Annotated in this window: 6 protein-coding genes; 2 read left to right on the top strand and 4 right to left on the bottom strand. The window is 47.3% G+C overall.

What is annotated here, in order from left to right; translation table 11 throughout:
• Both AC4E7D_RS09055 and AC4E7D_RS09050 read right to left on the bottom strand, forming a co-directional pair.
• A partial coding sequence (locus tag AC4E7D_RS09055) for a PLP-dependent cysteine synthase family protein (RefSeq protein ID WP_490173480.1) occupies positions 1 to 438 on the bottom strand: 438 nt, incomplete at its 3' end.
• 34 nt (positions 439 to 472) lie between these two features.
• Positions 473 to 2563, bottom strand: a complete 2091-nt coding sequence (locus AC4E7D_RS09050; RefSeq protein ID WP_490173479.1) for a S9 family peptidase — start codon at positions 2561 to 2563, stop codon at positions 473 to 475.
• Positions 2564 to 2707: 144 nt separating this feature from the next.
• Here AC4E7D_RS09050 and AC4E7D_RS09045 point away from each other — a divergent pair, with 144 nt between their 5' ends.
• Together AC4E7D_RS09045 and AC4E7D_RS09040 are read left to right on the top strand one after the other, a co-directional pair.
• Entirely contained in the window at positions 2708 to 3034 is a 327-nt protein-coding gene (locus tag AC4E7D_RS09045; protein ID WP_490173478.1) for a YbaB/EbfC family nucleoid-associated protein, read from the top strand.
• A 29-nt stretch (positions 3035 to 3063) separates the two neighbouring features.
• Positions 3064 to 3387 (top strand): YegP family protein, encoded by a 324-nt coding sequence (locus AC4E7D_RS09040; protein ID WP_490173477.1) that lies wholly within the window; start codon positions 3064 to 3066, stop codon positions 3385 to 3387.
• On the opposite strand, the gene AC4E7D_RS09035 is transcribed toward AC4E7D_RS09040, so the two are convergent.
• Entirely contained in the window at positions 3382 to 4404 is a 1023-nt protein-coding gene (locus AC4E7D_RS09035; protein WP_490173476.1) for a threonine aldolase family protein, read from the bottom strand. The genes AC4E7D_RS09040 and AC4E7D_RS09035 overlap by 6 nt on opposite strands.
• Positions 4405 to 4420: 16 nt before the next feature.
• Positions 4421 to 4630: hypothetical protein (locus AC4E7D_RS09030; protein ID WP_490173475.1), on the bottom strand; the 210-nt coding region annotated here is incomplete at its 5' end.

Here is a 4630-nt window from a genome sequence, read left to right as displayed (position 1 = left end):
AGAGCCCTCTGTTTCACGGTGCAGCTGCTTGGCTACCTCATAGTAGGACCTGGGATCGTCCGCACTCACATGGGCTGGACAAACATACACTTTTGCCCCCATGGAACGCAGCATATCAATTTTGTCCTTAGATGACTTTGAACTAACCGCCAGTATACAATCGTAACCTTTGATCATGCTTACCATTGCCAGGCTGAAGCCTGTGTTACCGGAAGTAGTTTCAATAATGGTACTTCCTTTTTTCAGTATGCCCCTGCGCTCAGCTTCTTCCACGATGTAGACTGCTATGCGGTCTTTGGCAGAATGTCCTGGGTTGAATCCTTCAGCTTTGGCGTAGTAGTTTCCGGAGAATTTGGAAACCGTTTTATTCAATCGGATTAGCGGCGTATTTCCTACGAGTTGCAGGACGTTATCGTACGCTTGAATCGTTTTTTTCATAAAAATTGGTTAGCACCACCAGCGTCCTTTCAGATCAGGTTGTGGGGACAAAATTAGTATTTTTTTTTGTTTGGGGAATTTTACCTTCCAGGTCAAGTAGAAAGGCAAACTCCTTGGCCGTTTCTCTAAGCGCTTCAAATCGACCCGAAGCCCCGCCCTGACCAGCGTCCATATTGGTATCCAGATACAAATGATTTCCGTTGGTCTTGAGGTCCCGCAGCTTTGCCACCCACTTTGCAGGTTCCCAGTACTGCACCTGTGAATCATGCAAGCCTGTGGTGACCAGCATATGGGGATAGGCCTGAGGTTTAACATTGTCATAAGGCGAGTACGACTTCATATATTCGTAATAACCCAGATCATTGGGATCTCCCCATTCATCGTATTCCCCGGTGGTAAGGGGGATGCTTTCATCCAGCATGGTAGTGACCACATCCACAAAAGGTACGGCCGCTATGATCCCATTATACAACTCCGGAGCCATGTTGATTACGGCCCCCATTAGTAGGCCACCAGCAGAACCTCCATAGGCATATAAGTGTTCAGAGGAAGTATAGCCGGAAGCAATTAGGTGACGGGAGCAATCTATAAAATCCGTGAAGGTATTTTTCTTGTGATATAGCCTGCCCTTCTCATACCATGGCCTTCCCAGGTACTCCCCGCCACGCACATGCGCAATAGCATAAATAAATCCTCGGTCCAGTAAACTCAGGCGTACAGACGAAAAATAAGGATCCGACGTGCTGCCATAGGAACCGTAACCATACTGGAACAAGGGGCTGTTGTCATCAGGCGGGGTGTCCTTGTGATAGACCAGCGAGATGGGGATTTTAGTGCCGTCCCGTGCCTCGGCCCAAATCCGTTCAGAGATATAGTTCTTTTTATCGAACTTGCCCCCGAGCACTTCCTGCTCTTTCAATACCTCCTTTTTGCGTTTTTTCATATCGAAATCCACCACCCTGTAAGGGGAGGACATGGAATTATACACATAGCGAAAGGTATGGGAATCGTACTCAGGGTTAACATAGGGATAGGCAATGTAAGTTTCACTATCAAAAGGAATCTCGTAGGATTCCCCGGTATCCCAATGGATGATCTTCAAACGGGTAAGACCATTTTCCCGCTCTGACAATACGTAGTACTCCCTAAAAATTTCAATATCCTCCAGCAATACCTCTTCACGATGAGGAACAAAGTCTTCCCAGTACTTGGCTTCCGTCTGTTTTAGGGTGGTCTTCATCAGCTTAAAGTTCGTAGCGCCGTCTTTATTGGTCAACACATAAAAATGTTCCCCAAAATGATATATGGCGTATTCCAGCCCCCTTTTCCGGGGTGAAAATACCCGAAAACTGCCCTGGGGCTCATCCGCCCTAAGCAGTCGGTATTCCGAAGTCAGGGTGCTGTTTGCTCCAATGACGATATATTCCCTGGATTTAGTTTTGTAAACGTAGATATTGAAGGTCTCATCCTTTTCATGATAGACCAGTTCGTCTTCTTCTACTGCGGTTCCCAACACATGCTTATAAACTTTTTCCGCTCGCAGGGTTACCGGGTCTTTCCACACGTAAAACAGCGTCCTGTTATCTGCTGCCCAGACCGAACTTCCCGTGGTGTTTTCAATTTTTTCGGGATATACCTCTCCTGTTTTCAGGTTTTTAATCTGGATCGTATACTGCCTCCTGGATACCGTATCCACTCCAAAGGCAGCAAGGGTGTTGTCAGGGCTTATTGAAATACCCCGCAGGTTGAAAAAATCCTGCTGCTCGGCCAGCAGGTTACAGTTGAATAAGATCTCCTCTTCTGCCTGAAGCACCTTTTCCCTGCGTGTGTAAATCGGGTATTCTTTGCCTGTTTCATAGCGCGTAGCGTACCAGTATCCGTTTAGGCGGTAAGGAACCGACTGGTCATCTTCCTTGATGCGCGCCTTCATTTCCTGGAACAGCTCTTCCTGAAATTCCTTGGTATGGGAAGTCTGCGCCTGGTAATAGGCATTTTCAGCTTCCAGATAGGCCAAAACCTCCTGATCTTCCCGATTATTCAGCCAATAGTAGGGGTCGATCCGGACGTCCCCGTGCTTAACAAGTTCTTTGTTTCTCTTCTTTGCTCTTGGCGCATTTTCAGTCATGACAGACGAACTGATTTTTGATGATCGAAGGGCAAAAATACACTAAATTGACTTACGGAAATTTTCGCGCGGAAGCAGGCGTTTCTGGCCCGTGGTTGCCTGCAAATTATTAACTTTGGTTGCAAACATTTTAAAAGAAGGCATATGTTCGGAGACTTAATGGGCATGATGGGCAAATTGAAAGAAGCCCAGGAAAAGGTAAAGCAAACCAAGGAAAGGCTGAATACGATCAGCCTGAAGGAGTCTTCTTCAGATGGACTGCTCAGTATCACCCTGACAGCAAACAAGACGATAAAAGCTGTTGAAATAGATGATAGCCTGCTGGAAGACAAAGAACAACTGGAAGATTACCTCATCCTTACCCTTAACAAGGCCATTGAAAAAGCAAGTGCCATACAGGAACAGGAACTTGGGGCGGTTGCTAAAGAAGGTATGCCCAATATCCCGGGTATGGACGCTTTCCTGAAATAAGGCCAGAAAGAAGTATACAGCGCAAAAAGATGTACGAGATACGGAAGGAAGAAGAAAATAAATATCGGTTTTCCCTTAAAACCAAACAGGGCAATACCCTGCTGAACAGCGTCCCCTTTTCCAGTGAAGAGGATGCCAGGGCCTCGCTCAAGGAATTAATTCCGGCCAGTGATCGGCAACCTCGGATAGAGCGTGCTACCAATTACAACGGCAAATTCCTGTTTAACCTCCGTAATAAGAAGGGTAAAATCGTAGGCAAAAGCAGCCTTTTTTCCTCAGAAGCTGGTATGGAAAATGGAATCAAGCACCTCCTGGAGCGAATGCGGGAAATCCCGCCCAAAGAAATCCTATAACGCCTTTAGTTTTTTTAGTAGCAGTTCATGCATCCCGTCGGTGTAATCCAGGTGGGTCACCATTCTCAATTTGCCCTGCCCCATGCTGATGATATGGATGTCATTCTCTTTCAGACGGTTCATAAAGTCTTCACCGGTCATTTCCTTTTCTTCTACTTCGAAAATGATAATGTTGGTTTCAATAGGTTCAACTTTTTTCACAACGGACAAGCCTGACAACGTTGCTCCAATGTCTTTCGCTTTGGCGTGATCGTCTGCGAGCCTATCTATATTGTTTTCCAGGGCATATAGGCCTGCAGCTGCCAGGTACCCGGCCTGCCTCATCCCACCACCGAGGATCTTCCGGACGCGCAAGGCGTTGTGAATGTGCTCCGCATCCCCTATTAATAATGAACCCACGGGACAGCCCAGTCCCTTGCTCAAACAGACGCTTATGGTATCAAATAAGGCTCCGTACTGCTCTGCGGTTTGCCCGGTGGCTACCATGGCATTCCAAAGCCTGGCTCCGTCCAGGTGATATCCCAGTCCGTGGGTGTCACAAACCTTGCGGATACGTTTTAATTCTTCAAAATCCCAGCAGGCTCCTCCCCCTTTATTTGTGGTATTCTCTATGCATACGAGTTGGGTCAGGGGACTGTGATAGAAGTCAGGAGGATTAATCGCGGCCTCTACCTGGGCTGCTTTCATCATGCCACGTTCCCCTTTTACCAGTTTACAAGACACCCCGCTGTTAAAACTAACGCCTCCTCCTTCGTAGTTATACACGTGCGCATACTGGTCACAGATCAACTGGTCTCCAGGTCCGGTGTGCAGTTTTATTGCGGTTTGGTTAGTCATGGTACCGCTTGGGAAAAACAAGGCAGCCTCACGCCCGAACATCCGGGCTACTTCTTCCTCCAGGGCATTTACAGTAGGGTCTGCTTTGAAAACGTCGTCCCCAACCTTTGCCGACATCATGGCAGACAGCATGCCCTTTCCCGGGCGTGTAACCGTATCACTAATCAGGTTAATCTCCATAATACTACCTCATGAATTAATAAGGGGTGAAACAATCCATACCAATGGGTGATCCATCTGGGATTTTAGGTACAGGAATAACTTCAAACTCTTCCGGCTCTTCCATAAAACGGTCGATACGCCTCACCATTTCCACTGCATTAGGCCCACCTTTGGAGGTGAGCAGCGCAGCCCTCAATTCCTTGATTTTGGAATACGCTATGGCATTGACCTGTGGATGCACGCC

Source organism: Lentiprolixibacter sp. (assembly GCF_982873095.1).
Note: the sequence above shows the minus strand (reverse complement) of the source record. Positions and strands in the feature narration are given on the sequence as shown.